Origin of the sequence: Tamlana sedimenti, from assembly GCF_038148895.1 — a bacterium.
Classification (GTDB): domain Bacteria; phylum Bacteroidota; class Bacteroidia; order Flavobacteriales; family Flavobacteriaceae; genus Tamlana.
In genome coordinates this window covers 364,885-390,862 of record NZ_JBBVGQ010000003.1, presented here as the reverse complement: position 1 = coordinate 390,862, position 25,978 = coordinate 364,885, and the positions used below count along the sequence as shown (strand labels likewise).

The following is a 25,978-nucleotide window of genomic DNA, read 5'->3' as shown; positions in this document are numbered from 1 at the left end:
AAAGCACCATATCGTGAATTTTCTTCCAAAATTTTTAGAATCTATCAAAGTGAAGAGGAAACTATCCTTTTTCATTTTTATTTCTATTGCCGCTATTCTCATTGTTGGGTTTTTCGTTATAGAAGGGAAGATTAACATTGAAAGCGCGGCAGTGCTATTATTCATTATTGCCATTCTTCAGGTACTTGGGTTGCAATATTTTTTAAAAAACATCTTAAAAAATGAGGTTATTAATACCAATCTTAGGCTTAGGATTGACGAATTAAAAGCAGAATTGGATGCAGCCGATGATTTGGCAAATGAAAAATCGGTTTATTTGGCCAATATGAGTTACGAGGTTCGAACGCCTTTGAGTACTGTTCTAGGCATGCTGAATATGCTGAAACAAACCGATTTGACCACCGACCAAAGGGCGCAAGTTGAGATTGCCGAATACTCTTCAAAACATTTGTTGCAATTGGTTAATATGGTGACTGATAACTCGGAAGTTGAAACTGGTGAGGTGTCTCTGAACCTGAAGACCATCGATTTGAGGTCTGATTTAATGAAACTGTTTAAAGTTTTTGAGTATCAAGCTTGGGAAAAAGGTTTGGATTTTGAATTTAAGTTTTTGCCACAAGAAAAAGATAAGTTTTTGCTCATGGGCGATTCTCCACGCATTCAGCAAGTGCTTATCAACTTAATTAACAATGCCATTAAGTTTACACATTCTGGAAAGGTTTCAATCATAGTGGACCAGTCCGTTGGCATTAAGGATGATCAAATCATCACGTTTTACGTTAAGGACACGGGTATCGGTATGCGGCCGCATGAGGTAAAACAAATTATGGGTAATCCTGATGATGCAGAAAGTCAGCTAACATTTAAAGATTACAGGGGGCGCGGTATAGGCCTTATTATTTCAAATAAATTGGTAAAACTTATGGGAGGCCAGTTGAAATTGGAAAGTAAAGAAAATGAAGGCTCCACTTTTCATTTCAGTTTACAGCTTAAAAAAACCTTGAATTTGAAAGTAGAGGAGGAGTTCTTGAAACCAGTTTTAATGGACAAATTAAGTGTATTGGTGGCTGAGGACAATCGAACTAACCAAAAGGTTATTAAGTTTTTACTTGAGCGCCAAGGAGCAGATTGCACATTTGCCAAAAATGGATTGGAAGCTGTTGAACTCTATAAAATATTGGACTTTGATATTATTTTTATGGATATCTATATGCCAGATATGGATGGATACCAAGCCACAAAATTCATTAAGGAAACCGCTAAATATGCCATAAACAAAACACCCATTATTGCTGTTTCGGCTAGTGCCTTTGAAGAAGACATCAATAATGCAAAACTGGCAGGAATTGATGATTTTCTTGCAAAGCCCATTGAGGTGGTAAAGCTTAGGGAACTATTGACAAAGCATGCCAAAAAGAGCGCTTGATAATGGTATCGACCGCTAACCTATAAGATATTTAACTTTTAACTTGATGTTTCCAGCGTTTGTGGGTCCAGAAATAATATTCTGGGGCTTCATAAATCTGTTTTTCAACCTCGCGTAAAAATATATCGGTCACCTCATAATCCTTATATTTCTTGGGTTCTTCGGTAAGGGTCATGAATTCAGCTTCGTAGTAGCCACGTTTTACTTTGTTCACTTTTAAATAGGCAATCGTTAAATTTAGCTTTTTTGCCAAGCGTTCTGCGCCGGTGAAGCACGGTACTTTTACCCCCATAAATTCACCCCAATACACATCTTTGCTCAATCTTGGGGACTGGTCGCTAATAAAGGCCACAATACTTTTAATGCCTTTGGCCTCGTTGTGGTTTATGGTTGCAATGGTTTCTTTGGTGCTTATTAGTGTGGTTTTAAATTTAGATCGCATGTCTCGTGCCAATTTGTCGAAATATTTGTTGGCCAGTTTTTTGTAAACCCCAAATCCTTGAAAATTAATATGATTCTGGATTTCAACCGACCATTCCCAGCTGGCATAATGCCCGTACATTAAAATAATACTTTTGTTCAAGGCTTCCAATCTGTGTAGTTCTTCAGGATTTTTAATTTTGAAGCGTTTTTGCATTTCAGCTTTGGTAATGGATAATGTTTTTGCCATTTCTAAAAACATATCGCATAAATGCCTGTAAAACTTCTTTTTAATTCGTTTTATTTCTACTTCAGATTTCTCAGGAAACACCAATTTTAAGTTGTCCGTTACCACTTTTTTTCGGTATCCAATAACGTAGTAAAGAAGAATATATAGGCCGTCTGATAAGAGATATAGCAATCTAAAAGGCAATATGGAAATTATCCACAAAAAAGGATAAACCAGAATATAAGCTAGAAATTGCATGAATAAATTTTAGATTTGCAAATATATGCTAATTCAAATTTAAACGTTTACTCCTTATGGGCAAATTAGATTTAATAACGGTCGTGTTGATAGCTGCCAATGTGATTATATCGTACAAAGGTTTTAACGACTATTCCTTTTTTGAAAAATATAAATTTAACGTTGGTGGGATTAAACGAGGCGAAAAAATAAGGATTTTTAGTTCGGGTTTTCTACATGCCGATACCCAGCATTTATTGTTCAATATGCTTACGCTGTATTTTTTTGCCAATGTGGTTATTGCATTGTTAAATACTACGGAATTCATATTTATATACTTTGGCAGCTTGTTGTTGGGTAATTTGTTATCACTTTATTTCCATAAAAACGAATATCATTACAGTGCGGTTGGGGCAAGTGGTGCGGTTTCTGGGGTTGTATATGCCGCGATACTTTTAAGACCGGATATGAGTTTGTATCTGTTTTTTGTCCCGATTCCCATTCCCGCCTATATTTTTGGTATCGGGTATTTGCTATATTCAATTTACGGCATGAAAAACAGGATTGGGAACATAGGCCACGACGCCCATTTTGGCGGTGCCATAGGAGGTTATTTAATTACCTTGATTCTTTCACCATGGTTGTTCAAGTACAATTTACTTATGGTGGTGTTATTGGCCATTCCTATTGTCTTGTTATTTGTTTTAAAGAAAATGGGAAAAATGTAAAACTGCATTCAAAATTTTAAGTTTTTCCATCTATGGCATAGCTATTGACTTTATATAGTGGCTGAAAGAATTATGTTCTTTGTAAATATTTGAATTTCAGTATTTTAATAAAAATTTGATTTAATTAAATAATAGAACAATCTGGTTTTAATGACAGATTGGCTTAATATAATATATGAAGAAAGCGAATATCATGAATCTTGACAGTTTGTCATTGCAGGATTTTGATGAAAATGCAGAATTAATTCCGTTAATGACACCTGAGGATGAGGAGGCTATAAATAATGAAGAGCTCCCTGAAACCTTGCCTATTTTGTCGTTGCGGAATACGGTTTTGTTTCCGGGGGTGGTTATTCCAATTACGGCAGGTAGAGACCAATCCATAAGGCTTATAAATGATGCCAACAAAGGTGGGAAAGTGATAGGTGTTGTTGCCCAAAAAGATGAAACAGTTGAAAGGCCAACGGCCAAAGACATTCATGAAACAGGAACTGTAGCCAGGATTTTACGCGTTCTTAAAATGCCAGATGGTAACGTTACCGTTATTATTCAAGGTAAACGAAGGTTTAAGGTGGCCGAAGTTATTACAGAGGAACCTTATATGAACGCAACGATAAGAGATCTTCCAGAGGCTAAACCAGCTGTAAAAAACAAAGAGTTTATGGCCATTATAGACTCTATTAAGGATTTGGCTTTGGATATCATCAAGGAAAGCCCCAACATTCCAAGTGAAGCTTCGTTTGCCATAAAAAATATTGAGAGCAATTCGTTTTTAGTGAACTTCGTATCGTCAAACATGAACCTTTCGGTGGGCGAAAAACAAGAGCTTTTAGAGATAAACGACCTCAAAAAGCGCGCTTTGGCTACCTTGAAATACATGAATGTTGAGTTTCAGAAACTTGAGCTGAAGAACGATATACAGTCTAAGGTTCAAATGGATATGAGCCAACAGCAACGTGAATATTTTCTTCATCAGCAAATGAAAACCATTCAAGAGGAGTTGGGTGGTGTAAGTCATGACGAAGAGCTTGAGGAAATGAGAGCGAAGGCTGAGGAAAAACTTTGGGATGAAAAGGTGGCCAAACATTTTGATAAGGAATTGGCCAAAATGCAGCGCATGAATCCTCAGGTGGCTGAATATTCCATTCAACGCAATTATTTGGAACTGTTTCTGGATTTGCCATGGAACGAATATAGCGAAGATAAATTCGACTTAAAGCGTGCCATGAAGATTTTGAATAGAGACCATTTTGGACTTGAGGACGTTAAAAGAAGAATTATAGAATATTTGGCGGTTTTAAAGTTGCGTAATGATATGAAATCGCCCATTTTATGTCTTTATGGTCCTCCTGGCGTTGGTAAAACTTCTTTAGGAAAATCCATAGCCGAAGCATTGGGGCGTGAATATGTGCGAATGTCATTGGGTGGTTTGCGCGATGAAGCCGAAATTCGTGGACACAGAAAAACATACATTGGCGCTATGCCTGGGCGAATCATTCAAAGTATAAAAAAGGCTGGCACGTCCAACCCCGTTTTTGTATTGGATGAAATAGACAAACTTTCCACTTCGCACCAAGGTGATCCATCATCGGCCATGTTGGAAGTCTTAGACCCTGAGCAAAACAATGATTTTTATGATAATTTCTTGGAAATGGGCTATGACCTTTCAAAAGTTATGTTTATTGCCACATCCAATAGTTTATCTACCATTCAACCGGCATTGCTGGACAGAATGGAAATCATCAACGTAACAGGTTATACCATTGAAGAAAAGGTTGAGATTGCCAAACGTCATTTATTGCCCAAACAGCTTAAAGAGCACGGTTTGTCCGATAAAGATTTAAAGATTGGAAAACCTCAATTGGAAAAAATAGTGGAAGGTTACACCCGTGAATCTGGTGTACGTGGTTTGGAAAAACAGATAGCAAAAATGGTTCGCCATGCGGCCAAAAATATTGCTATGGAAGAGAAATATAATATCAAGGTGACTGATGAAGACATTATTGAAGTTTTGGGAGGGCCAAAATTAGAGCGTGATAAATACGAAAACAATAATGTAGCCGGCGTGGTAACAGGTTTAGCGTGGACAAGGGTAGGAGGAGATATTCTTTTTATTGAATCGATTATTTCAAAAGGAAAAGGAATATTAACCGTTACAGGTAACTTAGGGAAAGTTATGAAGGAATCGGCTACCATTGCCATGGAATACATAAAATCAAATGCCGAAGAATTTGGTATTGACCCTGATGCGTTTGATAAATACAACGTACACATTCACGTGCCAGAGGGCGCAACGCCGAAAGATGGTCCAAGTGCTGGGGTTACTATGCTAACTTCTTTGGTATCCTTGTTCACGCAAAGAAAAGTTAAAAAAAGCTTGGCTATGACAGGTGAGATTACACTGCGGGGAAAAGTGCTTCCGGTAGGCGGAATCAAAGAAAAAATATTGGCAGCTAAACGGGCAAGAATAAAAGAAATATTGTTGTGCGAGGAAAACAGGCGCGATATTGAGGAGATAAAACCAGAATACTTAAAGGGACTGACCTTTCATTATGTTACAGACATGAGTGAGGTTATCAACATAGCCTTGACCCATCAAAAAGTAAAAAATCCAAAAAAAATATAGTGATTATTACAAAGAACCTCGAAAACGTTTCGAGGTTTTTTTGTGATTTAAAATAAAAGATACATGCTATCGTTTTAAGATAGATTTAGTTACTTTGCGTCGTAAATATGCTAAAAAAACTTATCCCATTTTTTTATTTCGCTATACCTACTATGGCCTTGGCACAAGTTGGAGGTGAGCATACCTATCAGTTTTTAAACTTGGTGTCCTCTCCACGTCAGGCTGCTTTAGGGGGCAAGGTGTTGACTAATGTTGATTACGACGTAACCCAAGGCCTGTTCAATCCGGCGACAATTAATGTGGAAATGGATAACCAATTGGCACTAAATTATACCAGTTATTTAGGGGGTATTAGTTATGGTACAGCTGCATACGCCTATACGGTTGATAGGCACACGAAAACATTGCACGGTGGTGTTACCTATGTCAATTACGGCTCTTTTGATGGGTATGATGAAAACGGAAATTCCACAGGTACATTTTCTGGTAGCGAAACAGCACTTTCATTAGGTTATGCTACTCAAATTGGTTATTCTGACTTTTATTTCGGCGGAAACTTAAAATTAATCACCTCAAAACTAGAGCAGTATAGCTCCCTAGGGGCAGCAGTAGATTTGGGATTGATTTACATTGATGAATATCTAGATTTTAATGCAGCGTTGGTTATTAGAAACCTTGGGTCTCAAATTACTACTTATGCTGGTTTAAACGAACCATTGCCTTTTGAAGTTGCTTTTGGGATGTCACAAAGGTTGGAAAACGTGCCTATTAGATGGCACATTACATTGGATAACTTGCAAGAATGGCCAATTTCAAGGCCAAACCCAGCACGAACCACAAGCGATTTGTCAGGAAACCAGACCAACGAAAAAATAGGGTTTATTGGGCAGGTTATACGGCACGCCATTGTAGGTGCGGAAGTATTCCCAGAAGGAGGTTTTAACATCCGATTAGGCTATAATTTTAGGAGGGGTGAAGATTTAAGAATATTGGATCAGCGTAACTTTTCTGGGCTTTCTGCTGGTATTTCCGTAAAAATGAATAAAATGCGCTTTAGTTTTACCCATGCTAAATATACCAGTGCAGCCAATTCAAACTTCTTCGGACTGCAAATAGATTTACAATAGCGCAGTTTAACTATAATTTTTTTAAGTACTTTAGCTCACTAAAGTCACTCTGAAAATGAACAAAATCACCATTGCCATAGACGGATTTTCATCAACAGGCAAAAGTACCGTGGCCAAACAATTGGCCAAGTATCTGGGCTATGTTTATGTTGATACTGGCGCAATGTATCGAGCGGTTACGCTTTATGCCATGCAGCATGGATTGATTAATAATGATGATTTTAATGTTGAGGCGCTTATTTACCAACTACCACAAGTCAATATCAGTTTTAAATTCAATGAAAATTTAGGTTTTGCCGAAGTGTATTTGAATGGGGTTAATGTTGAAAAGGAAATCAGAACGATGGAAGTTTCTGGTTTTGTGAGTAAAGTGGCTGCCATATCGGAAGTGCGCCAAAAACTTGTTGAACAACAACAAAAACTTGGGGAAGATAAAGGTATTGTCATGGATGGCCGCGATATTGGCACGGTGGTTTTTCCAAATGCTGAACTTAAGTTATTTATGACGGCGTCACCTGAAACCAGAGCAAAAAGGCGCTATGACGAACTGATTGGGCGAGGCGATAAAGTAGTGTTTGAAGATGTACTTAAAAACGTGAAGGAACGCGATTATATTGATTCTAATAGAGAAGATTCTCCACTTGTAAAGGCTGAAGATGCCATTGTTATAGACAACTCAAATATGACTTTGGAAGAGCAGTTTGAAAAAATCCTCAACTTTGTAAAAATGACCATTGAGGATTTCGAATAGAAATTTCTTAAATCATCAGTTTTTAGCCTCATCAGATTGTTTGTACTTTTTATAAAGCGGGATCCTGTAGGATAAAAAGTAGCTATAGCCTACACCAATACCAGTACTATCATAGGTTTTTCCAAATCCTGGAATGTAAACATTCTGAAAATTATTAGGTTCAGTTTCGCTGGCCGATAGTTTCAGTTGTGCATTAAGACACATGTAAAGGTTATTGAACAGTTCTACTTTAATACCCAACATGATTTCGGTCCAAATCGCCGTTAAACCACTAAAAGATTCGTTGTCGGTTGAAGTAAATTGTTCCCAATATTGGTTGGTGTTATAAACCGTAAAACTGTTTAAATCGTGGCTGAATGTACTGGCACCGACCCTAAAACCGGCGTATATCATGTTGTCCATATCAAGCCAGTTTTCATACATGTTGTAGTCAACTCCGGCTTTAATATAACTTCCTTTGCTTGTAATGTCTAAATAATCGTTAATGGTACTTTTTTCTTCAAAACCTATTTCACCAGCAATATAAAGGTCTTTTTTTATTCGGTAATCTCCCTGAATTTCAAAACCACTATAATCGTCATCAAGTGTGGTTCTAATCAATTTTCCTATGTCGCCACCCAATCTTAGCCCGTACTTTAGTTTTACCCGTGTGGTATCAATTGAAGTTTTTGCAATAGTGTCATTTTGGCCATTAACCGATGCACAAAACAAAAAAAGCACTAAAAAACTTTTAATGAGTAATCGTAAAGTGCGTTGTTGTCTCATCTTCTACAGATTGGTTATCGGTTAAAGGTTGTCTGGAGAGCATCCAGTTGTCACTATCGGGTTCAATGGTAAGCGTTACGTTTTTGAAAATGGTTTTGTAACCACAGGCACGTGAAACAAAAACTTGTTCTCGGCTGTAGTTTATGGTGATGACATCTGAATTGCCATCAACAAAATCGTCCGTGTTGTCATCAAGCGTGCCGTTATCATTCACTTCCGCTTCTTTAAAAATGACGTATTGCGTGGTGTTGTCATCCGTTTTTAAGGGTAACATTAGGGTTGAGGCACTAACAAAATTATAGCCATCCAAAATAAAATCATTCCCAACACCTGCAACAACAATATCAAATACATTTTTTTTGTTATCGGGGTTAACACTATCTAAAAAATCGATAATTAATCGAGGTGTTGTTGGAGTGCTTGCCGGACAAATATCGTCACGTTCGCAGCCAATGGACAATATAACAATCAATAGTATTGGGATGATAAGTATTTTAAAATATTTCATTTATCGTCTTTCTAAAAGTACTACATTTTCAACATGAAACGTTTGCGGGAACATATCAACTGCTTGTGTTTTTATAACATTATAGTCGATATCCATTAAAGCCAAATCTCTTGCCTGTGTGGCACTGTTACAGCTTACGTAAACCACACGCTTTGGTGAAATATTCAATATTTGTTGCACAACATCTTTGTGCATACCATCACGTGGTGGATCGGTAATGATAACATCTGGTTGCCCGTGTTTCTTGATAAAATCATCATTAAAAACATGCTTCATATCGCCCACAAAGAATTCAACGTTATTTATGTTGTTTAATTGTGCATTTTGCTTGGCGGCAATTATAGCATCGGGCACAGCTTCAACGCCAACTACCTTTTTTGCCTTTTTAGCAACAAATTGGGCAATGGTTCCGGTTCCGGTATATAAATCGTAGACGAGTTCATCCCCAGTTAAACCAGCAAAATCACGTGTAATTTTATAAAGTTCAAAAGCTTGGTCTGAATTTGTTTGATAAAAAGATTTGGCATTGATTTTAAACTTTAGGCCTTCCATCTCCTCAAATATATGCTCAGAACCTTTATAACAAATGATTTCCTGATCGTAAATCGTGTCATTGGCTTTTCCGTTGATAACGTAAAGTAATGAGGTTATTTCTGGAAAGGTTTCTGCAATAAAATTGAGGAGCAATTCACGTTTTGCCACGTCTTCCTTAAAAAACTGAATAAGCACCATAACATCGCCTGTACTTGCCGTGCGAATCATCATAGTACGCAAAAGACCCGTTTGGTTTCGAGTATTGAAAAATTCCAAATTATTATTAATGGCAAACTGCTTAACCACGTTTCTTATGGCATTTGATGGGTCTTCCTGTAAATGACATTTTTTTATGTCCAGAATTTTGTCCCACATGCCAGGAATATGAAAACCAAGCGCATTTTTATCGCCTAAATCTTTGTCGGATTGAATTTCGTCAAGTGTTAACCAACGGCTGTCACTGAACGAAAACTCCATTTTATTTCTATAGAAATATTGTTTTTTTGAACCTAAAATGGGTGTGACTTCAGGTAGTTCAATATGGCCAATTCGGGTTAAATTATTGGTAACTTCCTTTTGTTTGTAAAACAATTGGTGCTCGTAAGCCATATCTTGCCATTTGCATCCACCACATGTTCCAAAATGCTCGCAAACAGGGGTCGTCCGTTTTTCCGAATATGTGTGAAAATGAATTGCTTTTCCCTCGTAGTACGCTTTTCGTTTTTTAAACGTTTGCACATCTACAACATCACCAGGAACAGCATTGGGTATAAAAATCACTTTTCCGTCAGGGGCTTTGGCGATGGTTTTACCTTTGGCACCAGCATCCAATACCTCTATGTTTTCAAAAACTTGTTTTTTCGACCTTTTTTTCGACATGCTGCAAATGTAATAATAGCCAGAAAAAATATCGTTTTATTTTCTGTTAACTTTGATTGAATTTCATTTTCTAGAAAATTAATTGAACCTTTTTTGAATTTGTATGTCTTTAAGATATATGATGGATTCATTTGATGAGTGAAAAAGAACGTATAATAGACAGTAAGTTAGTCTCAGATTATCAAGCGGGCGATTTATGCGCATTGAATGGCCTTGTAAAAAACTGGCACAAAACATTTTGCGAAAAAGCTTTTTGGTTGGTTAAAGATGCTGATGCAGCAAAAGACATAGCTCAAGATAGTTGGAAGACGATTATTGCCAAAATCAATGACCTTAAAAACCCTGAAAGTTTTGGCAGTTGGGCTTTGCGAATCGTCTATACAAAATCTATTGATTGGATTAATCTGAACAATAAAACGATTGAAAAACATCAAGTTTATAGTTATGAACAAGAACTGACAACCATAGATGTAAATACGGATTATGAAGATTTGAAGCGTGCACTTTTAGCAACTGTAAAGAAGTTGCCCAAACAGCAACAAGTTGTTATTAAGTTGTTTTATGTTGAAGACTATTCATTAAAAGATATAAGTGAAATGCTAGATATTTCAATTGGAACTGCAAAATCGAGATTGTTCCATGCGAGAGAAAAATTAAAAACAATATTTAAAAATAGAAATTATGAAAACTAAGATGGAAGACATTGACAAATTAATTAAAGAAACGCTTACAGAAGAAGAAGCTAAGTTTTATGATGAGTTGGATGAACAAAACCTCTTTCAAATGCTATGGGGCGTGTTTAAAGGCAAAAACTCTTGGGTGGCACTAGTTATGAATATTTTCAATGCCTTGGTTTTTGGGCTTCTTATTTATTGTATTATTCAAACCATGGATGTTGAAAAAACAAATGATTTAATTCTATGGGTAGGTGCAGTAATTATGTGTTTTTTAACCATGAGCATGATTAAAATCTACATTTGGATGCAAATTCACAAAAATGCTGTTATTCGCGAAATAAAAAGATTAGAATTGCAGGTGTCATCACTGTCGGCAAAAATCTCAGAATAAGACTTTTGGGAGCCATTAATATTTACTAACTTGCACGCCTATCCAGGGATGATTTCTCTCCCACGCTGCTTTTTCGGATTCCACGAAAGAATAAAGGTACAGAAGGAATGGTTGTTTTATCAATTTAAATTTTATTAAAATGGCTGTTTTAGACCAATTAACTTCGCAACAGGCGATAGATTTAGAAAACAAGTATGGTGCACATAATTACCATCCATTACCTGTGGTTTTGGCAAAAGGTGAAGGTGTTCATGTTTGGGATGTAGAAGGAAAAAAATATTACGATTTCCTATCGGCTTACTCGGCGGTAAACCAAGGGCATTGCCATCCCAAAATTGTCAATGCCATGACACAGCAAGCACAAACCTTGACACTAACTTCACGAGCATTTTACAATGATATGCTCGGTAAATTTGAAAAATTTGCTTGCGAATACTTTGGATACGATAAACTTTTACCCATGAATACAGGGGCTGAGGCTGTAGAAACCGCCTTAAAGCTATGTAGAAAATGGGCATATGAAGTAAAAGGCATTGATGAAAATGAAGCTGAAATCATTGTATGCGAAAATAACTTCCACGGACGTACAACAACCATAATTTCATTTAGTAACGACCCAGTTGCCCGAAAAAACTTTGGTCCATATACAAAGGGCTTTATTAAAATTGAATATGATAATTTGGATGCTTTAGAAACGACTTTGAAGAGCAATTCAAATGTGGCAGGTTTTCTGGTGGAACCAATTCAAGGCGAAGCAGGCGTTTATGTGCCAAGCGAAAACTACCTTGCAAAAGCAAAGGCACTATGTGAACAGTACAATGTTTTATTTATGTCTGATGAAGTCCAAACCGGCATTGCGCGTACAGGAAAGTTATTGGCAGTAGACTACGAGCAAGTAACCCCGGACATTTTAATTTTAGGCAAGGCCTTAAGTGGTGGTGTTTATCCGGTTTCTGCGGTTTTGGCAAATAATCAAATAATGAAAGTTATAAAACCAGGTAACCACGGAAGTACTTTTGGTGGAAATCCCGTGGCAGCTGCTGTAGCCATGGCCGCTTTGGAGGTAATAAAGGATGAACATTTGGCCGAAAATGCTTTTACTTTGGGTGAATTGTTCCGTAGCGAAATGAACAAATACATAAGAACCAGTAACATAGTTAACCTAGTTAGGGGGAAAGGCTTATTGAATGCCATTGTCATAAACGATGATGAAGAAAGCGATACGGCCTGGAATATTTGTCTGGCATTGCGAGACAATGGTTTATTGGCAAAACCAACCCATGGTAATATTATCCGTTTTGCACCCCCATTGGTTATGACCGAAGAGCAATTATTGGATTGTGTAAATATTATAACGAAAACACTTCAGCAATTTGAAAGTGTATAATTGATAAACAAAAGGATGTTGAACAAAAAAGGTGCATATCATTGAGAAATGCACCTTTTTTTATGGTCTTTTGATGGAAAAATTCACTTATGAATTTTACAAAATCGGTCGACGCTCAAAAATAACACCGAAATATTATTTAAATGGCAATATTGCATGTTGCAATTTTTAAATGCCTTTTCATTAATATGCAAAAACGTTTCTCTGGTGTTGTTGTGCCCATGATTAGCCCATTAAATGAAGATTTAACTGTGGATTTACATTCGGTAAAACTTTTAGTTGAACTTTTCGCTGAAAACGGAATACACCCACTCGTTTTGGGGACTACAGGTGAATCTAGCTCTATTGGGGAAGTTGAAAGTTACAGGATGGTAGAAACTGCCGTTAAAGCAAAATCGGAAGGGCAGTGCATTTATGCTGGATTGGTAGGCAACCACGTAAATAATCTTATAGAACGTGGAAATACTTATATAAGCTTGGGTGCAGATTGTGTTGTGGCTACGCTGCCGTCTTATTACGGACTTACGGCAAACCAAATGACTGCTTTTTATGAGACCCTTGCAGACAATATTTATGGCCCGTTAATGATGTATAACATTAAGGCGACAACGCAAATGTCAATTCCTTTGGAAGTGGTTGAAAAATTATCCAATCACCCAAACATTTGGGGTTTAAAGGATTCTGAACGTGATGTGGAACGAATGAAAACCTGCATAGACCTCTATGGCAATGATGAAAATTTTTCTTTTTTCTGCGGATGGGGAGCGCAAAGTTACGGAAGCCTAAAATTGGGAGCCGATGGCATTGTGCCAAGTACGGGCAACTATGTGCCAGAAATGTATAAAAAAATGTACCAAGCTGCATTGAATAAAGATTGGGAGGAATGTGAAAAATGGCAAAAGGAAACAGATACTATTGCAGAACAATATCAAAAAGACAAATCATTGGGTCAATCCTTGGCGGTTTTAAAGGCTTTAATGAACAAAAAAGGATTGTGTAATAAAACCATGATGCCACCTTTAACCGAGGTAGAGTAAAACCAGCTAAACTAAACTAAAATGTTAAATATTCATTGGATTGACATTGTCATTGTCGTCATTTCCGTAGCCCTTACTCTTGGGGCTGGATTTTATTTTGCCCACCGTCAAAAAAGTTCCGATCAATATTTTTCAGGAAGCAAAACTATTCCTGCCTGGGCCATTGGTATTTCCATTTTTGCAACGTTAATCAGCAGCGTTACGTTCTTAGCATATCCCGCCGCAGCTTACAAATCGAACTGGATTTTATTAGTTCAGGGTTTAATGGTGCCTATTGTCCTGATTGGATTGGTTTGGGTGATTGTGCCGCTATTCCGAAAGGTTATTAGATTGAGTACCTACGAATATTTTGAACGTCGCTTTAGTCCGTTTGCACGATTATACAGTTCTGTTGCGTTTATTTTGACCCACTTTTCTAAAATGGGAACTGTATTGTATCTGGTGAGTTTGGCTTTGGCTACTCTCACAGGAATTGATGTTACAACATTTATAATCGGTCTTACAATTGTGATCATCCTTTTAACCTTGTTAGGTGGAATAGAGGCTGTTATTTGGATGGATGTTATACAGGGATTTTTGCTTATCGGAGGAGGATTATTGTGTATAGGCATCCTCTTGTTTAAATCCGACAGCGGAGCGGGTTTCATGATTGATGAAGCTTTTGCCATGAAGAAAATTGATTTTGGGCCATACGATTTTACATTTACAGAACTGACGTTTTGGGTTTTGGTAATTAACGGTGCTTTTTATGCATTGCAAAAATATGGAACCGATCAAACCATTGTTCAACGTTACCTTACGGCAAAAAGTGATAAAGATGCGAAAAAAGCGGCTTATATAGGTGTATTTGCGAGTGTGCCGGTTTGGGCATTGTTTATGCTTATTGGGTCATTATTGTTTGTTTTTTACAATACAGGTGGGGCCGTCTTACCTGATGGCTTAAAGTCCGATCAAGTTTTTACCTATTTCATAGGAACAGAATTACCAGTTGGTGCTGTTGGTTTGGTTTTGGCTGCACTTATTGCCGCAGCAGTTTCCAGTTTGGACTCTGATATGAATTGTTTGGCAGCCATTGGTGTTGAAGATTTTTATCAGCGCTTTAATCCAGATTGTACTGATAAACAACGTTTAATGGTTGGTCGTTTATTGGTGCTTTTCTCAGGTATAGCTATGTCTATTGTCGCTTTACTTTATGCCGCTTGGGATGGGCAAGGGGTTTTAGGTGTAGTATTCAAACTGTACGCCATTTTTTCAGCAGGTATTGTCGGCATTTTTATGTTAGGCCTGTTCTCACGAAGAGCCAACAAACAAGGGCTGCACATTGGTATTTTAGCCTGCGTAGTGTTCACTGCATATGCTGTTTTGACCACTACTGAAATCAACGATTCATTGATTTTGGACTTTGGCACATATAATTTTCCACATCATAAATATATGCTTGGGGTTTATAGCCATTTAATTGTACTGGTTGTTGGCTATTTTGCGAGCTTTCTTTTTAAATCGGAACCTGTTAAAGATGAATTGACCATTTATGGTTATTTTAAATTAAAAAATATATAAAGATTAAGATTAGAACATGAATTCAATAACCTTATTGCAACCTGGAAAAATTGAATTTGGAGAAGGTTCTTTGGGTAAACTTTCTGAAGATTCTATTTTGGAAACTTCTCATAAAATACTGTTATTGGTCGCCACGCCATTAATGTATGCCGTGGAAGAAACAGGGAACGTTCTTCGTTCAAAAAATAAAGAGGTCAGTTTAGTAGAATATAAATTTGTTGGCGAGCCCACCTTTGCCCAATTCAATACATTATTGGAAGAAAATGAAGGGTTTAATCCAGATTGCGTTATTGGTATTGGCGGAGGAAGTGTTTTGGATTGTGCCAAATTGTTGGCAGCTTTAATTAATAATACCCAAAGGCTTGAGGACGTTGTTGGTATTGGCCTTTTGAACGGAAGAAAAATAAAATTGATTTGTATACCAACCACTTCGGGTACGGGAAGCGAAGTGTCGCCAAATGCAATTTTGTTAAATGAAGCTACAAATGCCAAGAGTGGCATTATCAGTCCGTTTTTAGTGCCAGATGCGTGCTATTTAGACCCGGCTTTAACGGTAAGTTTGCCGCCAAAATTAACAGCTGAAACAGGTATTGATGCCTTATCCCACTGTATTGAAGCGTATACCAATAAATTTGCGCATCCAACGGTTGATACCTACGCGTTAAGAGGTGTTCAATTAATTTCTGAAAATCTTTTAAAGGCATATCAAAATGGAAATGATATTGAAGCCCGTTCGGCTATGCTTTTGGGCTCCATGTATGGAGGGTTGTGTTTGGGACCTGTTAATACTGCTGCGGTGCATGCGCTATCATACGGATTGGGTGGAAAATTCCACGTTGCACATGGTTTGTCAAACGCTATTTTGATGCCAGAAGTGTTACGATTCAATCTTCCTTCAAATCCAAAACGCCATGCCGAAGTAGCCAGAGCTTTAGGAATAACATGGAACGGTAAAGATGAAAATATAGCTTCATTAGGAATAGAGAAAATAGAAGGATTGTCCATAGCATGCGGTATTCCCCAAAAATTATCGGAAATAGGAATCACCGAAAAAGTATTGCCCGAATTGGCAGATATTGCCATGAAAGTGACTCGTTTATTGAAAAACAATCCGAGGGAAGTGACGAGACAAGATGCCATAAATATTTATAAAAAATTACTTTAGAATTGGGACATATGAAACCAAAAATAGGAATCTCAATGGGCGACCCAGCTGGAATAGGCCCAGAAATAATCATAAAAACTCTAGCGTTGCAAGATGTTTACAAGCGCTGTAACCCATTGGTGGTTGGTGATGCCCAAACCATGCAGAATGAAGTAAAAGCATTAAAATCACCGTTAAAAATCAATGCAATAGAAGCTGTTAGCGATGCCAAATTTGAATGCGGAACCATTGATGTTTTTGACTTAAAAAATGTAAGCATTGAAGAATTACAACCAGGAGTTGTAACTGCCATGGCTGGTAAAGCGGCTTTTGAAGCGGTGGTAAAAAATATTGAATTGGCTTTAGCAAACGAAATTGATGCTACGGTTACAGCACCCATTAATAAAGAATCCATTCACAAAGCAGGGCATAAATATTCAGGGCACACCGAAATTTATGCGGATTATACCAAAACTAAAAAATACGCCATGCTTTTGGCTGATGAAAACTTTAGGGTCATTCATGTCAGTACCCACGTTTCCTTGCGTCAAGCTTGCGATTTGTGTAAAAAAGAACGTGTTTTTGAAGTGATTACTTTACTGCATGATGCTTGCCAAAAATTCGGAATTGAAAAACCTAGAATTGCAGTGGCTGGGTTAAATCCACATGCAGGCGAAAACCAATTGTTTGGAGATGAAGAGGTAAAAGAAATTATTCCTGCTATTGAAGAAGCTCGTGAATTAGGCTATGACGCCCAAGGACCTTTTCCGCCAGACACCATGTTTGTCAAAGCCGTTCAAGGTAAGTTTGACGGCTGTATTGCTATGTATCACGACCAAGGGCATATTCCTTTTAAATTGGAAGGATTTAAGTGGGACAACGAAAAGGAAACTATGAAAAGTGTTAAAGGTGTGAACATCACCTTAGGGTTGCCCATTATTAGAACTTCAGTTGACCATGGAACGGCTTTTGAAATTGCAGGACAAGGAATCGCTTCTGCCGATGCCATGTTGGTTGCCATAGATTACGCCATTGTGATGGCAAAACATAAAAAATAATGATTACCGTTATAGCCGATGATTTAACAGGAGCAGCTGAAATCGCAGGTATTTGTTTACGTTATGGTATTGATACAACTTTTGGTATTGATACTATGTCTCAAAGGGAAGCGAAAGTGAATATTATTGCAACGGATTCACGTTCATTGTCAGAAGCAGAGGCTTATCAAATTCATTGGCAATTGGCTAAAAAAGTCATTCAAAAAAGCAAAAATCAAATTATTTTTAAAAAATGCGATTCTATTCTCCGTGGATATGTATTAACCGAATTGTCGGCATTAATGGATGCTTCGGAGAAATCAACCGTTTTGTTGCAGCCCTCAAATCCAGTTTCAAATCGAGTCATCAATGAAGGCATGTATTATGTTAATGATATAGAAATTGAAAAAACAGGTTTTTCAAAAGATCCAGATTTTCCCGCAAAAACATCATCTGTTAAAAAGTTGCTTTTGAGTAGAACTTCAAAACAAGATATCTCGGTACATACAGAAAATATTACAAAAATTGACTTAAAGGGTATTTACATTCCAGATTGCAATTCTGAAGAAGACTTAATGAAAAATCTAAAACTTTATCAAGATGATTTTGTCATTGGAGGAAGTGCCATTTTTTTCGAACAATTTTTAATCAAGTTAAAAATCGCTTCAAACAAAACAGAATTAAAAAAGCTCCATTTTTCAAGAGATTATATTTTGGTTTCAGGAAGTATGTATCCTGATAGTATTCAATTTGCAAAAAGCCATCAAACAATGGGCTGTCCGGTAGTGCATTTTTCAAATGAGATGCTTCAAAAGGAGATTAAAACAGATGTTATAAATGTTTTCGACAACAAAATATCTGAAATTTATTATAAAAACAAGAAGCTAGTACTTCGTGTTTCAGATGATATTCAATCATTTGAAGACAGTTGGAAAATTTTAAAAAGCAGGCTCAGTACTGTTGTTAAGCATCTCATAAAACGTGCAGATATTGATGAAATTTTTATTGAAGGAGGTGCTACGGCCTACGATATGCTTAATACATTAGGTTGGAATTCGTTCACTCCTACGGAAGAATTGGCTTGGGGAGTGGTAAGGATGCAAAATAATTCAAATCCAAAAAAACATATCACCTTAAAACCTGGAAGCTATAAATGGCCAGAAGGATTTTTTAATTAGTATATTTAAGAGGGAATAAATTTTATGATACACTTAAAAGGCATAGCATGGAACCATACACGGGGGTTTACCTCGGTGGTGGCAACCGCGCAACGTTTTGAAGAACTGAACCCTAATGTTAGGATTACTTGGGAAAAGCGTTCATTACAGGCCTTTGCAGATGCGCCTTTGGATGAATTGACCAATCAATACGATTTGCTGATTATGGACAATCCGCATGTCTCTATTGCTGCACGAGATAAAGTATTGTTGCCTTTTGATGATTATTTAAGTAACGATTTTTTAAAGGAATTGGCCGAAAATAGCGTGGGTAAATCCAATGCCAGTTATCATGTTGAAGGGAAGCAATGGACTTTGGCAACTGACGCTGCAACACCCATTGCGACTTGGAGGGAAGATTTGGTTAAAAAGCATAACGTACAAATCCCTAAAACTTGGAAGCAGCTTTTGGATTTGGCGAGAACAGGAAAAGTGGCTTTTGCGTCCATTCCCATAGATACCTTAATGCACCATTACATGATGTGCATTGCTTTGGGTGCCGAAGTTTTTGAAAATCAAAACGAAGTAGCGCCTCGTCAAATAATGATTGATGCTATAAAAACTTATAAAGAATTGTTGGATTTGGCACCATCGTTTTGCTTGGACATGAATCCAATTAAGATTTATGAACATATGACGCAAACGGATGATATTATTTATAGTCCGTTTAATTATGGCTATTCCAATTATTCAAAGAAAAATTATGCCAACCATGTTTTAAAAGCAGGAGGTTTGGTTACTTTCAACGGAAAACGACTTCGTTCTACATTAGGTGGAGCGGGAATTGCTGTATCTGCCAAAACAGAACATGCTAAAATAGCTATGAAATATGCTGAATTTACAGCCTTAGAAAAGACACAATCAGGTTTGTATTTCGATTTTGGGGGTCAACCAGGACACCGAAAATCATGGTTAAGTGAAGAAGTAAACAGTCAATGCAATAACTTCTTTAAAGACACCTTGCAAACATTAGATGAAGCTACCATGCGTCCGCAATATTACGGTTATATGCATTTTCAGGATGAAGCAAGTCCTGTTATTCATGAGGCAATGACAGGAGAAACGTCCATTGAAGCTGCAGTTGACAAGATGAATGAAATTTACAGAGAATCATTAACATATTAATGTAATAAAGATTGAAACCACTAGAAGGTTTATTGATATTGGAGTTTTCACAGTTTTTGGCTGGGCCATCAGCTGGTTTAAAATTGGCCGATTTGGGAGCTCGCGTTATTAAAATTGAACGCCCTATGAAAGGTGAAGCTTGTCGGCAATTAAGCATAAAGGATTTATATGTTGACGATAGCAGTATGCTTTTTCATACCATCAACAGAAATAAAGAATCGTTTGCAGCTGACTTAAAAAATCCTGAAGATTTAGAACAGGTAAAGAAACTCATAGTACAAGCCGATGTGATGACACACAATTTCCGGCCAGGCGTTATGGAAAAAATTGGCTTGTCGTTTGATAATGTGTTGAAAATCAATTCTAAAATAATTTATGGGGCCATAACAGGCTACGGAGATAAAGGCTCTTGGGCCAACAAACCTGGGCAAGATTTATTGGTGCAATCACTTTCTGGGTTAACATGGTTAAGTGGAAAAAGCATTCAAGGGCCTGTACCATTTGGTTTGGCTGTGGCCGACTTAATGTGCGGTAATCACTTTGTGCAAGGCATTTTGGCAGCTTTGTTAAAACGAACAAAAACAGGTAATGGTGTTTTGGTTGAGGTGAGTTTATTGGAGTCTATTCTAGATGTACAGTTTGAGGCGCTTACCATATTTCTAAATAACGGTGGAAAACTGGCTAATAGGGGAAACGTGCGGGGTAGTGCCCATGCTTTTTTAAGTGCGCCTTACGGCATTTACGAAACCCAAGATGGCTATTTGGCCATTGCAATGGGCGATTTATTGTTGTTGGGAAGCATTATTGAAGTTGATTTAAGTAAGTATGCAAATAAAAAAACATGGTTTACTGGCAGGGCGGCGATTCGGAAAATATTGCGTGCTAGAATCACCACCAAAAAATCAGATTATTGGATAAAATTGTTACGGAGCAATGGCATGTGGTGTGAAAAAGTATTGAACTATCAAGATTTGAACAGTAAAGCGTTTATGGATGATTTACAGCTAAGGCAAACCGTTATAAATACTGAAGGCGAAACAATGACTACCACAAGAAGTCCTATTCAAATTAATGGAACTATTTTAAGTTCAAAAAAGGGAGCTCCGAAGGTTGGGGAGGATAATGAAAAGATTTACGAACAATTTTTAAGCAATTGATGAAGCCTTTAGAAGATTATTTAATAGTAGATTTTAGCCAGTTTCTTTCTGGACCGTCAGCCAGTTTGCGGTTGGCCGATTTGGGTGCGCGTGTTATAAAAATTGAAAAACCAGGAACAGGTGATATTTGTCGCTCACTTTATACTTCCGATTTAATTATGAATGGTGAATCGTCCATTTTTCATACGATCAACCGAAATAAAGAGTCTTTTGCGGCTGATTTCAAAAAAGCTGAGGATTTAAGGATTATAAAGAAATTATTGGTAAAAGCCGATGTGGTAATGCATAATTTCAGACCTGATGTTATGCAACGCGTTGGCCTGAGTTACGATGACGTAAAAGCTATTAACCCAAATGTGGTTTATGCCGAAATCTCTGGTTATGGCAACCATCCCGATTTAAAAGAGTATCCTGGGCAAGATCTGCTGCTACAATCACTTACTGCTTTAACTTGGTTAACAGGAAATCAAAACGATGGTCCTGTACCCATGGGGCTATCAATTGTTGATATGTTGGCAGGCGCTCATTTAGCACAAGGTATTTTGGCGGCTTTATACCGAAAAACGGTTAATAATTCTGGTGCTTTGGTGCAGGTAAGTATGCTAGAATCGGCCATCGATTTTCAATTTGAAACCATCACAACATTTTTTAATGACGGTGGCGAACTCCCCGTTCGCACCAAAAGCAATAACGCCCATGCCTACTTAGGTGCTCCTTATGGTATCTATAAAACGAAAGAAGGCTATTTGGCTTTGGCCATGGGATCCATTTCAGTTCTAGCGCAACTTCTAAAGTGTAATGAGTTGCTTCAGTTTCCTGAAAATAAATTCGCTTTACGCGATAAAATAAAGGCCATTTTGGCAAAACATCTAAAAACCCAAACAGGCGATTATTGGTTGTCTATTTTAGAACCTGCTGATATTTGGTGTGCTAAAGTGTTGAATTATCAAGAGCTTTTCGAAGAAGAAGGTTTTAAGGTTTTGGATTTTATCCAAAAAGTAACCATGGGAGATGGGTATACATATGAAACCACAAGATGCCCCATAAAAATTGACGGCGAATTGTTCACTTCGGGTAAAGGGTCCCCGAAATTAGGAGAGCATAACGATAAAATTTTAGAAGAATTGATGCATGGATAAGATAAGGATTGCCGTTAGAAAATTTGAACCTTTTGAAACCACTTTGAAAAAGTTGTGGGAGGCATTTTGTGCTGAAAATAATATTAGTGTTGAAGCTGAAATGATTCCGTTGGAACTTCATGATTTATATAAAGCAACTCTAACAAACAAAGGCTTGCAGAACGGTGATTGGGACATCGCCCACATTAACACCGATTGGATTTTTGATGCGGTTAATGCTAAGGCAGTTGAAAATTTATCACCCTATATTAAAAAAAATCCACCACAGGATTTTCCAAAAGGTTGGCATGAATCATTACTTCATTTGCAAGAAATCAATGGAAATGTTTACGGTTTACCATTTCATGACGGGCCAGAATGTTTGATTTACAGAAAGGATTTGTTTGAAGGTGAAACAGAAAAGGTCAATTTTAAAGAACAATTCGGTTACGATTTACAACCACCAAAAACCTGGCAACAATTCACCCAAATAGCGGAGTTTTTTAACAGACCAGATGAAAATCTTTTCGGTTGTGTATTTGCTAATTACCCCGATGGACATAATATGGTATTCGATTTTTGTTTGCAATTATGGACACGGGGTGGCTCGCTGTTAGATAAAAACGGTCAAATTAATATAAATACTTCAGAAGCTATTAAGGCCTTGGATTTTTATCGTTCAATTGTGAACAATCAAAAAACAACCCATCCAAAATCAAAGGACTTTGGTTCGGTGGAAGCTGGTATGGCTTTCGCAACAGGTGAATCGGCCATGGCCATTAACTGGTTTGGATTTGCCTCTATGTGTGAAGTGATAGAAGCTTCGAAAGTTAAGGGTAAAGTGGATATTGCAGAATTGCCACATGATGAAAATCACCACTCCGCATCGCTCAACGTTTATTGGCTTTATACCATTGGTTTAGGAAGTAAGCACATAGATTTGGCTTATGATTTTTTAAGATTTGCTACAACTCCAAAAAGTGACAAAATGCTCACAAATGAAGGCGGCATTGGTTGTAGAAAATCCACTTGGAATGATTTCGAAATTAACAACACCATTCCATATTATCATAAATTGAGCATGCTTCATCAAAATGCCAAAACATTACCACAAACCCCCGTTTGGCCAAAAGTTGCTGAATTGATAGACCACATGGTTTTGAAAGCTATCAATGGTTCAATACCATCTGAAGAATTACTTGAAGAGACCCAAAACAACATCCAAAAAATTTTATAAAATGAATGTTACTTACAAACCATTATTGCCCGAAACACAACAACCTATTATCATTATTGGTGCAAGTGGTATTGTAAAAGATGCTCACTTGCCAGCTTATAACATGGCAGGGTTTCAGGTGTATGGCATTACAAATCGAACCATTTCCAAAGCACAAGAGATGGCCCAAAAATTTGATATTCTCTATGTTTTTGACACAGTTGCAGATGCGGTTAAGCATGCACCCAAAAATGCAGTTTACGATATTACAGTGTTGCCCGACCAATATATTGAGATTTTGGAACAACTACCCGATGGTTCAGCAGTGCTGATTCAAAAACCTATGGGGAACGATTACAAGCAAGCTAAAGCTATTGTTGAAGTATGTGAACGTAAAAATTTAGTGGCTGGCATCAACTTTCAGTTGCGCTTTGCCTCGTTTGTAAGTGCTGCCAGAAACATGATAGACCAAGGCTTGATCGGTGATTTGTATGATTTGGAGTTTAAGGTCACAGTAAAAACACCATGGGAGTTATTTCCAGTAATCAAACAACACCCACGGTTGGAAATTCTCTTTCACAGTGTGCATTATATAGATTGTATTCGGTCATTTTTAGGAAATCCCAAACGTGTTATGGCAAGAACTTGGAAACATCCCGAAAAGGATTTGTCATCATGTCGTTCAACCATCATTTTAGATTATGGTGATACCTTGAGCGTAAAAATAAACACCAATCACGACCATGATTTTGGGACGCAAAACCAAGAAAGTTATATTAAATGGGAAGGAACCAAAGGAGCCATTAAAGCAAAAATGGGATTGCTCATGAACTATCCAGATGGTTTGCCTGATGCTTTTGAATACGTCATCATTGAAGAAGGCAAAGAACCCGAGTGGAAGATGCTAAACCTTGAAGGCTCTTGGTTTCCAGAGGCTTTTATTGGTACCATGTCCAATTTAATGCGTTTTAAGGAAGGTTCCGATGAGGTTTTGCATGCCAGTGTTCAAGATGTGTTGGATACAATGAAAGTAGTGGAAGCGTGTTACACGAGCAATAATAATGGTGGCGTACAATTAACAGAATTAAATTAAACAATATATGTATTTTAAATCAATATTTTTTGAAGATTATAAACTAAACGAAAAGCGTGTGACCTTGGGCAGAACAATCACCGAAACCGATTTTGTTGTTCATGCAGGCCACACGGGCGATTTCTTTCCGCATCATATGGACGAGGAATGGTGCAAAACACAACCTTTCGGTCAGCGTATCGCCCACGGAACAATGATTTTTAGCATCGGAATAGGCTTGACAGCATCAGAAATAAACCCCGAGGCTTTTTCAAAAGGCTATGACCGTTTGCGGTTTGTAAAACCGGTTCATATAGGAGACACCATTCATTCGGAAATCTCCATTTTAGAAAAAGGCGATGCTAAAAGGCCTGAAATGGGTACTGTAACAGAACATGTTGAAATCATTAATCAGAGAGGGGAAGTAGTTTTGGTATGTGACCATTTGTTGCTCGTAAAAAGAAAATCGTAAATCCCAATAAAAAAACTGAATTAAATGAGTTCACCAAATTCCTTATTGGGCACGCTTCTTCACGCTGTAGGTGGTATTTCTGCTGCAAGTTGTTATTTACCTAGTACAAAAACGAAAGGCTGGTCTTGGAATACTTTTTGGTTGGCCCAATCGGTTTTTGCCTGGTTAATCGTACCCACCTTGTTAGCATGGTTCACCGTTCCCAGCTTTTTTTCAATAATAGCGGAAGCCCCTTCCAAACCATTTTGGATGGCCTTTTTCTTTGGTGCTATTTATGGCTTTGGAGGCATGTCTTTTGGTAAGGCGATTAGCCATATTGGGTATTCACTAACCTATACATTGGCTATTGGTATTTCAGCCGTTGTGGGAACCATTATTCCGTTAATGGTTTTTGGAGGACTCGGTGATTTCTTCAATAAACCAGGAGGAGGCATCGTACTTTTAGGAATGATTTTATCCGTTTTAGGTGTTGTTATTTGTGGTTGGGCCGGTTTTAAAAAAGAAAAGGATTTAGATGCCGAAAAGCTTAACAAAGCTGGATTTAATATGATGTTGGGTTTAATTTTGACCATCATTGCAGGGGTTCTTTCGGGCGTGTTTAATTTGTCGTTGGAATATGGACAACCCATCGCTGATTTAGCTGCTGAACATGGAGCAGGGGATTTTGAAGGAAATGCGAAACTTGTTGTATCAACATTGGGGTGTTTTATCACAAACTTCATTTGGTATATTATTGCTGGGTTTAGGCAAGGTACTATAAAGGAATTTCTACCCACCAAAAGAGAAGACGGAAAATCAAAAAACAGTCTTTTTAGAAACTGGTCGCTATCATCATTGACGGGAGCATTGTGGTGCTTACAATTTTTCTTTTATGGTTTGGGTCATGTAAGAATGGGCGATTATAAATTTGCTAGCTGGGTGTTACATATGTCCATGCTCATTTTTTTCAGTTATATTGTTGGCGTGCTAATGAAAGAATGGAAGAATGTCAAAAGGAAAACTTACGTTACATTGCTTGTCGGATTGGTTGTATTAGTTATTTCTTTTTGTGTTACCAGTTATGGTAGCTATTGAACAGTTAAACGTTAATATGAAGAAAAGCTATGTGTTGACCTTATATTTAATAAAGATTAATTGC

At 37.5% G+C, this 25,978-nt stretch carries 24 protein-coding genes; 20 read left to right on the top strand and 4 right to left on the bottom strand.

Annotated elements, in window-relative coordinates:
* Positions 1 to 49 precede the first annotated feature (49 nt).
* Positions 50 to 1,426 carry a response regulator gene (locus WJN01_RS09940; RefSeq protein WP_445197004.1) on the top strand — a complete coding sequence of 459 codons (1,377 nt, stop codon included), beginning with the start codon at positions 50 to 52 and terminating at the stop codon, positions 1,424 to 1,426.
* A gap of 31 nt (positions 1,427 to 1,457) precedes the next feature.
* On the opposite strand, the gene WJN01_RS09935 is transcribed toward WJN01_RS09940, so the two are convergent.
* On the bottom strand, positions 1,458 to 2,333 hold the full coding sequence (locus tag WJN01_RS09935; RefSeq protein ID WP_445197003.1) for a lysophospholipid acyltransferase family protein: 876 nt from the start codon (positions 2,331 to 2,333) through the stop codon (positions 1,458 to 1,460).
* Between the two features lie 56 nt (positions 2,334 to 2,389).
* Between WJN01_RS09935 and WJN01_RS09930 the strand changes: the two genes are divergently transcribed.
* The 4 genes from WJN01_RS09930 (at position 2,390) to cmk (ending at position 7,544) form a co-directional block, all read left to right on the top strand.
* A complete protein-coding gene (locus WJN01_RS09930; RefSeq protein ID WP_445197002.1) occupies positions 2,390 to 3,040 on the top strand; it encodes a rhomboid family intramembrane serine protease in 651 nt (216 codons plus the stop codon).
* Between the two features lie 175 nt (positions 3,041 to 3,215).
* Positions 3,216 to 5,666: an endopeptidase La gene (gene lon / locus WJN01_RS09925; RefSeq protein WP_445197001.1), complete on the top strand. Its 2,451-nt coding sequence runs from the start codon at positions 3,216 to 3,218 to the stop codon at positions 5,664 to 5,666.
* A gap of 107 nt (positions 5,667 to 5,773) precedes the next feature.
* Positions 5,774 to 6,793 (top strand): type IX secretion system protein PorQ, encoded by a 1,020-nt coding sequence (porQ, locus tag WJN01_RS09920; protein WP_445197000.1) that lies wholly within the window; start codon positions 5,774 to 5,776, stop codon positions 6,791 to 6,793.
* Between the two features lie 55 nt (positions 6,794 to 6,848).
* Entirely contained in the window at positions 6,849 to 7,544 is a 696-nt protein-coding gene (gene cmk, locus WJN01_RS09915; protein WP_445196999.1) for a (d)CMP kinase, read from the top strand.
* Between the two features lie 15 nt (positions 7,545 to 7,559).
* Here cmk and WJN01_RS09910 read toward each other — a convergent pair whose 3' ends face one another.
* Genes WJN01_RS09910 through rlmD form a run of 3 tightly spaced genes read right to left on the bottom strand, consistent with a single transcriptional unit; the run spans position 7,560 to position 10,230 of the window.
* Positions 7,560 to 8,309 (bottom strand): DUF6048 family protein, encoded by a 750-nt coding sequence (locus WJN01_RS09910; protein ID WP_445196998.1) that lies wholly within the window; start codon positions 8,307 to 8,309, stop codon positions 7,560 to 7,562.
* Positions 8,275 to 8,817, bottom strand: a complete 543-nt coding sequence (locus WJN01_RS09905; protein ID WP_445196997.1) for a DUF6452 family protein — start codon at positions 8,815 to 8,817, stop codon at positions 8,275 to 8,277. The genes WJN01_RS09910 and WJN01_RS09905 overlap by 35 nt, the downstream gene beginning before the upstream one ends.
* Positions 8,818 to 10,230, bottom strand: coding sequence for a 23S rRNA (uracil(1939)-C(5))-methyltransferase RlmD (rlmD, locus tag WJN01_RS09900; RefSeq protein ID WP_445196996.1), 1,413 nt, complete (start codon positions 10,228 to 10,230; stop codon positions 8,818 to 8,820).
* 134 nt (positions 10,231 to 10,364) lie between these two features.
* On the opposite strand from rlmD, the gene WJN01_RS09895 reads away from it, so the two are divergent.
* From WJN01_RS09895 to WJN01_RS09825, 15 genes are all read left to right on the top strand, one after another.
* Positions 10,365 to 10,922, top strand: coding sequence for an RNA polymerase sigma factor (locus tag WJN01_RS09895; RefSeq protein ID WP_445196995.1), 558 nt, complete (start codon positions 10,365 to 10,367; stop codon positions 10,920 to 10,922).
* On the top strand, positions 10,912 to 11,298 hold the full coding sequence (locus tag WJN01_RS09890) for a DUF6768 family protein (protein WP_370476415.1): 387 nt from the start codon (positions 10,912 to 10,914) through the stop codon (positions 11,296 to 11,298). Before WJN01_RS09895 ends, WJN01_RS09890 begins: the two co-directional genes overlap by 11 nt.
* A gap of 139 nt (positions 11,299 to 11,437) precedes the next feature.
* Positions 11,438 to 12,685 carry an ornithine--oxo-acid transaminase gene (gene rocD / locus WJN01_RS09885; RefSeq protein WP_445196994.1) on the top strand — a complete coding sequence of 416 codons (1,248 nt, stop codon included), beginning with the start codon at positions 11,438 to 11,440 and terminating at the stop codon, positions 12,683 to 12,685.
* A gap of 188 nt (positions 12,686 to 12,873) precedes the next feature.
* Positions 12,874 to 13,722, top strand: a complete 849-nt coding sequence (locus WJN01_RS09880) for a dihydrodipicolinate synthase family protein (protein ID WP_445196993.1) — start codon at positions 12,874 to 12,876, stop codon at positions 13,720 to 13,722.
* 21 nt (positions 13,723 to 13,743) lie between these two features.
* On the top strand, positions 13,744 to 15,282 hold the full coding sequence (locus WJN01_RS09875; RefSeq protein ID WP_445196992.1) for a sodium:solute symporter family protein: 1,539 nt from the start codon (positions 13,744 to 13,746) through the stop codon (positions 15,280 to 15,282).
* 16 nt (positions 15,283 to 15,298) lie between these two features.
* The gene (locus WJN01_RS09870) at positions 15,299 to 16,447 is read left to right on the top strand and encodes an iron-containing alcohol dehydrogenase (protein WP_445196991.1); all 1,149 of its coding nucleotides are present in this window, start codon (positions 15,299 to 15,301) and stop codon (positions 16,445 to 16,447) included.
* Between the two features lie 11 nt (positions 16,448 to 16,458).
* A complete protein-coding gene (pdxA, locus tag WJN01_RS09865) occupies positions 16,459 to 17,484 on the top strand; it encodes a 4-hydroxythreonine-4-phosphate dehydrogenase PdxA (RefSeq protein ID WP_445196990.1) in 1,026 nt (341 codons plus the stop codon).
* On the top strand, positions 17,484 to 18,641 hold the full coding sequence (locus WJN01_RS09860; RefSeq protein WP_445196989.1) for a four-carbon acid sugar kinase family protein: 1,158 nt from the start codon (positions 17,484 to 17,486) through the stop codon (positions 18,639 to 18,641). The genes pdxA and WJN01_RS09860 overlap by 1 nt, the downstream gene beginning before the upstream one ends.
* Positions 18,642 to 18,665: 24 nt before the next feature.
* Entirely contained in the window at positions 18,666 to 19,805 is a 1,140-nt protein-coding gene (locus WJN01_RS09855) for an ABC transporter substrate-binding protein (RefSeq protein WP_445196988.1), read from the top strand.
* An 11-nt stretch (positions 19,806 to 19,816) separates the two neighbouring features.
* Entirely contained in the window at positions 19,817 to 20,962 is a 1,146-nt protein-coding gene (locus tag WJN01_RS09850; RefSeq protein ID WP_445196987.1) for a CaiB/BaiF CoA transferase family protein, read from the top strand.
* Positions 20,962 to 22,101, top strand: coding sequence for a CaiB/BaiF CoA transferase family protein (locus tag WJN01_RS09845; protein ID WP_445196986.1), 1,140 nt, complete (start codon positions 20,962 to 20,964; stop codon positions 22,099 to 22,101). Before WJN01_RS09850 ends, WJN01_RS09845 begins: the two co-directional genes overlap by 1 nt.
* A complete protein-coding gene (locus WJN01_RS09840) occupies positions 22,094 to 23,317 on the top strand; it encodes an ABC transporter substrate-binding protein (protein ID WP_445196985.1) in 1,224 nt (407 codons plus the stop codon). The genes WJN01_RS09845 and WJN01_RS09840 overlap by 8 nt, the downstream gene beginning before the upstream one ends.
* A gap of 1 nt (position 23,318) precedes the next feature.
* Positions 23,319 to 24,389: a Gfo/Idh/MocA family protein gene (locus WJN01_RS09835; RefSeq protein ID WP_445196984.1), complete on the top strand. Its 1,071-nt coding sequence runs from the start codon at positions 23,319 to 23,321 to the stop codon at positions 24,387 to 24,389.
* A gap of 7 nt (positions 24,390 to 24,396) precedes the next feature.
* Positions 24,397 to 24,840 carry a MaoC/PaaZ C-terminal domain-containing protein gene (locus WJN01_RS09830; protein WP_445196983.1) on the top strand — a complete coding sequence of 148 codons (444 nt, stop codon included), beginning with the start codon at positions 24,397 to 24,399 and terminating at the stop codon, positions 24,838 to 24,840.
* A gap of 24 nt (positions 24,841 to 24,864) precedes the next feature.
* On the top strand, positions 24,865 to 25,914 hold the full coding sequence (locus tag WJN01_RS09825; protein WP_445196982.1) for an L-rhamnose/proton symporter RhaT: 1,050 nt from the start codon (positions 24,865 to 24,867) through the stop codon (positions 25,912 to 25,914).
* Positions 25,915 to 25,978: the final 64 nt, after the last annotated feature.